Here is a 5,632-nt window from a genome sequence, read left to right on the forward strand (position 1 = left end):
TGTGCGTAGATGTGATCAAGAGACAGGCTGGCGCCCGGGCGCGCGCGGCACCGGGCCGGTCGGGATGTCGCCCTCGGCCGGAACCGCCTGGCGCGTCAGCTTCTCGACCGCGCGCAGCAGCGGCACGTCGTCCAGCGACACCAGGGCGATGGCCTCGCCCGAGGCGCCGGCGCGCGCGGTGCGGCCGATGCGGTGGACATAGGTCTCCGGCACTTCCGGCAGGTCGTACTGGATCACATGCGTCACGCCGGACACGTCGATGCCGCGCGCGGCGATGTCGGTCGCGACCAGGATCGGCGCCGTGCCGCGCTTGAAGGCGTCGAGCGCGCGCTCACGCTGGCCCTGGCTCTTGTTGCCATGGATCGCGTTGGCGGCGAGCCCGTCCTGCTCCAACTGCTTCACGATGCGGTCAGCGCCGTGCTTGGTGCGGGAGAAGACCAGGGTGCGGCCCACTTCCGGCTTGCGGAGGATGTCGGCCAGCACCGTGCGCTTGCCGTCGCGGCTCACATGGATGGCGCGCTGGTTCACCCGCTCCGCGGTGGTGGCGACGGGCGTGACCTCGACCTTCACCGGCTCGCGCAGCAGGTCCTTGGCGAGCGAGGCGATGGCCTCCGGCATGGTGGCCGAGAAGAACATCGTGTGGCGCTGCTTCGGCAGCATCCCCGAGATGCGGCGGATCGCGGGCCAGAAGCCCCGGTCCAGCATCTGGTCGGCCTCGTCGAGGATGAAGGCCTCCAGCGAGTCCAGGCGGCAGTTGCGCGTGCCGATATGGTCCAGCAGGCGGCCCGGCGTGGCGACGATGATGTCCACGCCGCCCGACAGCGCGCGGCGCTGCGGGTTCTCCGGCACGCCGCCGAAGATCAGCGCGCTGCGCAGGCCCAGGTGGCGGCCATAGGCCTTGATGCTGTCATGGATCTGCGCCGCCAGTTCCCGCGTCGGCGACAGGATCAGCGCGCGGCAGCCGGTCGGCGGGGCACGGCGCTTGTCCATGATCAGGCGGTGCAGCAGCGGCAGCGCGAAGGCCGCGGTCTTGCCAGTGCCGGTCTGGGCGATGCCCAGCACGTCCCGCCCTTCCATGGCGGCCGGGATGGCCTGGGCCTGGATCGGGGTCGGGGTGGTGTAGCCCTCTTCGTCCAGCGCGCGCAGGATGGGCGACGCGAGGCCGAGGGTCAGGAAATCGGTCATCAGTGTTCGATCGGTCCGTGAAGCGCCCGGCCCATGGCTTCCCTGGGGCAAGAGCGTCTTCCAGTGGGCCGCGAACGACGCGGATGGCGGCCCGGGAGAAGGTTGCTCCGCCGCAGGGCCATGATGGAAGCGGCCCGCTCGCGTCAGGGAGCATGACCGGCGCGGATCGCCGGTGGGCGGGATATGGACTGTTGCAGTGCAGGATGCAAGCGCGGCCGTGGACGCACGGGTCGGCGCTGCGCCCGGCGCGGGGCGGGGGCTGCTCCGGCTCCGCCCCAGATCCCTGGCGCCCGCCCGCCCGCCCGCCCGTGCGATGCCGATGCCGCGAGCGGCCGTTCCGGATTCCGGCCGAATCCCCCATCCGCGCGTTGTGGCGGTGTCGGAAAGGGATGAACGCGATGGACGACAACCGGGTCTGGGATTTCGAGACGAGCCTCTGGACCGCCGATGCCAAGCATTACCGCGACTCGATCGACGACGAGTGCCTGATGGTCCTGCCCGAACCGCCCTATGTGATGAGCGGGCAGCAGGCTATCGCGGCGGTGTCGGACACGCCGCGCTGGACCAGGGTGACGCTGAGCGAGCGGCAGGTGATGCGCCCGCAAGAAGGGCTGATCGTGGTGGCCTACAAGGCCGAGGCGGAGCGCGAGGGCTCGCAGCCCTACGTGGCGCACTGCACCTCCACCTACCGCCGCCTGGGGCATGAGGAGTGGCGCGTGGTGCAGCACCAGCAGACCCCGCCGCTCACCGTGGGCGGCTGATCCGCGCCGGATCGACGCGAATCGCCGCGCGGCGCTACCTGTGGCGCGGGAAGGGCGCGAGGCGGACATGACGGCGCGGAGCCATCGCTACAGGGTCACGGTGGTCTGGACGGGCGACCGCGGCGAGGGCACGGCGCATTACCGCGCCTATGGCCGCGACCACCGCATCGAAGCCCCCGGCAAGCCGCCGGTCGAGGGCTCTTCCGACCCGGCCTTCCGCGGCGACTCCGCCCGCTGGAATCCGGAGGAACTGCTGCTCGCCTCGCTCTCCGCCTGCCACAAGCTCCAGTACCTGCATCTCTGCGCCGAGGCCGGGGTGGTGGTGACGGCCTATCGCGACGAGGCCGAGGCGGAGATGGTGGAGGAGGGCACGGGCGGCCGCTTCGTCGCCGCGACCCTTCGCCCGCAGGTCACGATCCGCGCCGGCTGCGACGCGGAACTCGCCTGCACCCTGCACCATGCGGCGCATACGCGCTGCTTCATCGCCAGCTCGGTCAATTTTCCGGTGGCCTGCGAGCCGGCGATTCGGGAAGCGTAGCCTCGCCTCAGGCCGTCGGCAGGCGGCGGAATCCCGGTTCGTCCGGCGCCTCGGAGAAGGATTCCACCAACTCGTCCACCCGCGCCAGAGGCGGGCCCAGGCGGCAGGCGGACAGTACGTCGCGCACGGCGGCCTCGTCGCCGGACAGGAGCGCCTCCACGGACCCGTCCTGCCGGTTGCGGACCCAGCCGGCGAGACCGTGCGCGCGCGCCTCGCGCAGCAGCCAGTCGCGGAACCCCACCCCATGCACGCGGCCCCGGATGCGGATCAGCCGGGCTGCCATCAGTGCGTCCTTGCTAGGAAGAGCAGCCGGGCGGACAGTGCCACGTCGGCCGCCAGCCTCTCGCGTCGGGCCAGGGCCTCGGCATCTTCGCCCCAGAGGGCTTCCTGGTAGGTCTCGTCCAGGATGGAGAGCCGGTGCGCGGCGACCGGGTCCAGCGCCCCGGCCGAGAGCGCCAGGCCGAGCACGAGGCTGCCCAGCGCCGGCACGGCGAGGCCCAGGGCGGAAAGCTCCAGCGGCGAATGCTGCGCCACCACGCCATGCAGACGCTCCAGCGCCTCCGGGTCCTGCCGGCGGTAGGCGATGCCGCTGGTCGGGTGCAGGCGGGCGCCATGGCAGGCCGCGCACCAGTCGAGGATGGGGTCCCAGTCCGCCGCCTCCAGTGCGGCGAGGCGGCGATCCTCGGCGCGGTAGCAGAGCAGGTCGGTCTCGGCGTAGCGGGCAATGGCTTCCACCGTTGGGCCGGGGTCCGGTGCGATCCGGTCCAGCCCGGTGCCGGCGAGGCGGGTGAGCGGCACCTCGTCCAGGCTCATCTCGCCGCCCTTCCCGCCGCCCGCCTGCTGCCACTCCCCGGCCACGGCCTCGGCCAGCGGGCGGCTGGGCAGGGTGAAGCCAGCGGCGCGGCCATCGACGCCGGGCAGGCGCAGCGGCTTTCCGTCGAGCGTGATGGCGAAGCCGCCAGGCACCTCGGCATAGTCGGCCCGGTCCCAGAATCGCTTCATCGCGGGTCCTCCGGAGCGGCTCCACCCCATCCGGGCGGGGGCGGAGCACTTCTCTCCCCTCTGCGGTTGGCGGAAGCGCTCTCCCGGCGGAACGCTCCGCGACAATTCGTTCCCGGCCCTCGCCGAACCTTCGGCTGGAGGGTTTCCCGACGGGAACAGCAGGCTTCCCCTGATCTAGACCAGATCGTCGCCATGGCAAATGCGGCCGGAGCGCTGCCCGCTCCGGCGTGTCAGCGCCGCAGCAGGCCCCGCAGCAGGTCGCCGACGCCGCCCTGCCGGTTCTCCGGCGCGGCCGGGGCCGGCACCGGCCCCTCGCGCCCGCCCCGGGCGATCCGGAGCTGCGCGGCGCAATCGGCCTCGCTGTCGCCTTCGCCGAGGATCTGGCCCAGAGCCTGGTTCAAGGTCTGGCCCAACGTGCCGCCGGGATCGTTTCGGCGGTTCGAGAGCTCCTTCAGGATCGCGGCGCCGGCGCTGGCCGCGCCCTGCGGATCGGCACGCAGGCGCGGCTGCGCCAGGGCGCCGTCCACCACCACTGGGATGGCCAGACCGATGCCGCCGAGGCGGGCGCGGGGCAGCAGCCGCAGGTCCAGCCGCTCCTGCCCCAGATCGACCGAGCCGGAGCCCAGCACGCTGGCGATGTCGGTTTCCAGCAGCATCGCCTGGGCGCTGGCCACGCCGTCCCGCGCCTGGAGGCGCAGGGCGAGGCAGCGCACCGCCTCGCTGCCGTTGCGCGGGGCATTGGGGAGCAGCAGGCGTCGCAGGTCGCCCGCCACCGCGTCCAGCAGGCTGATATCCACCCGCCCATCGGCCAGGGCGAGGCCGAGCGAGCCGTTCAGCCCGGCGGCCATCTCGCGCAGCGTCCTTCCCCTGGCAGACAGCGCGGTTTCCGCATCGAGCATGCCGCTGACGCCACCGGGCAGGCCCAGGGCGGGAAGCAGCGCCGCGAGGTCGACCGAGGGGGCATGGGCGGAAACATCCAGGCTGGGCGGGCTGGCCGTGCCCTCCGCCGCCACGCGCAGAGCGATCCGGCCCCCCGCGCCGTCGATGGCCAGCGGATCGGCCAGCAGCCGCCCGCCATGCAGGGCCAGCACCGCCTCGCCGTTGCGCCAGTCCAGCCGGCCGGCGCGCAGCAGCCCGACCCGGAGGCGGAGATCGGCCTCAAGCGCGGCGAGGCGGTCCAGCCCTTCCTCCACCGATGCACGCCACCGTCCGGCCAGTTCCCGCGAGGCGGCCAGGAGCTCCGTGCGCAGGGCGGGGCTGGCACGGTATTCCGCCATCCAGCCCGCCGCCGCCGCCGCATCCCCGGCCTGCTGCGCCGGATGCCGCGCTCCGAGTCCGGCAAAGGCGTGGCGCGTGCCGATCACCGGATGCCCGAGACCCAGGGCCTCCACGGTCTTGATCTTCAGCCCGGTGCCGCCCTCGACCGGGTTCACGACGCAATCCACCAGCCGGTAAAAGGCGCCCGCCTCCGCCACCGGTCCGATGGCCATGCCAGCGGAGCGGAATCCGCCAGCCACCCCGGCCTCCCCGGCCAGGAGCCAGGGAATTCCCGGGTGCGGGGCCAGGGCCCGGTCCAGCGCCGCCACCCCATGGAGGTTCCAGACATTGGCGCTGGCCAGCAGCCCGAAATCCCAGGTCGCCGGTCCCCTGGCGCGGGGCGGCACAGCCCCTGGCCCGGTCGCATGGCCCACCGTCAGCACCGCCCGCGCGCCGCGCCGGCGCAGCACTTCGCTTTCCTCCGGCTGGATGCCCAGGACCAGCTCGGCCCGCGCCAGCCCCGCCGCTTCCTCCGCCAGCCCGGTCCAGAACCAGGATGGCGCGAGGCCGAGCCGCGCCGCCTCCGCGGCGCGCCCGCCGATCAGATCGTGGGTATCCAGCACGCGGAAGGCCCCCGGCACCGCCTCCAGCACCGCCGACATCCAGGTGTAGGAGGCGATCACCACGTCGTAGCGCCCCTGCCGGTGCAGCGCCGCGACCGCCTCCACCGTCTCCGGCGGGCACCAGTCGTCCAACGCCCAACGGTCGGCATGGGCGGGAAAGCGCGCCGGGCGCCAGGGGATGGGATGCCGTGCCAGCCAGGGCGAGGCATCGTCTCCGCCCGACGCCTTGCGGGGCGGCGCCGCCAGTTCCATCGGCAGGCCACGGC

At 73.3% G+C, this 5,632-nt stretch carries 6 protein-coding genes; 2 read left to right on the forward strand and 4 right to left on the reverse strand.

The window, feature by feature from the left end:
* Positions 1-15: 15 nt before the first annotated feature.
* A complete protein-coding gene (locus ROTAS13_RS18410) occupies positions 16-1,185 on the reverse strand; it encodes a DEAD/DEAH box helicase (RefSeq protein WP_083755602.1) in 1,170 nt (389 codons plus the stop codon).
* Between the two features lie 398 nt (positions 1,186-1,583).
* On the opposite strand from ROTAS13_RS18410, the gene ROTAS13_RS18415 reads away from it, so the two are divergent.
* Both ROTAS13_RS18415 and ROTAS13_RS18420 read left to right on the forward strand, forming a co-directional pair.
* Complete coding sequence (locus ROTAS13_RS18415) at positions 1,584-1,946, forward strand: nuclear transport factor 2 family protein (RefSeq protein WP_026033198.1); 363 nt, start codon at positions 1,584-1,586, stop codon at positions 1,944-1,946.
* 67 nt (positions 1,947-2,013) lie between these two features.
* Positions 2,014-2,484 carry an OsmC family protein gene (locus ROTAS13_RS18420; RefSeq protein ID WP_026033199.1) on the forward strand — a complete coding sequence of 157 codons (471 nt, stop codon included), beginning with the start codon at positions 2,014-2,016 and terminating at the stop codon, positions 2,482-2,484.
* Between the two features lie 7 nt (positions 2,485-2,491).
* On the opposite strand, the gene ROTAS13_RS18425 is transcribed toward ROTAS13_RS18420, so the two are convergent.
* From ROTAS13_RS18425 to ROTAS13_RS18435, 3 genes are all read right to left on the reverse strand, one after another.
* Entirely contained in the window at positions 2,492-2,767 is a 276-nt protein-coding gene (locus tag ROTAS13_RS18425) for an acylphosphatase (RefSeq protein WP_019461181.1), read from the reverse strand.
* On the reverse strand, positions 2,767-3,486 hold the full coding sequence (locus ROTAS13_RS18430) for an ATP12 family chaperone protein (protein WP_058389949.1): 720 nt from the start codon (positions 3,484-3,486) through the stop codon (positions 2,767-2,769). The genes ROTAS13_RS18425 and ROTAS13_RS18430 overlap by 1 nt, the downstream gene beginning before the upstream one ends.
* Positions 3,487-3,716: 230 nt before the next feature.
* Positions 3,717-5,632: AsmA-like C-terminal region-containing protein (locus ROTAS13_RS18435; protein ID WP_139323433.1), on the reverse strand; the 1,916-nt coding region annotated here is incomplete at its 5' end.

This window comes from Roseomonas sp. TAS13, assembly GCF_001950415.1.
Lineage (GTDB): Bacteria > Pseudomonadota > Alphaproteobacteria > Acetobacterales > Acetobacteraceae > Roseomonas > Roseomonas mucosa.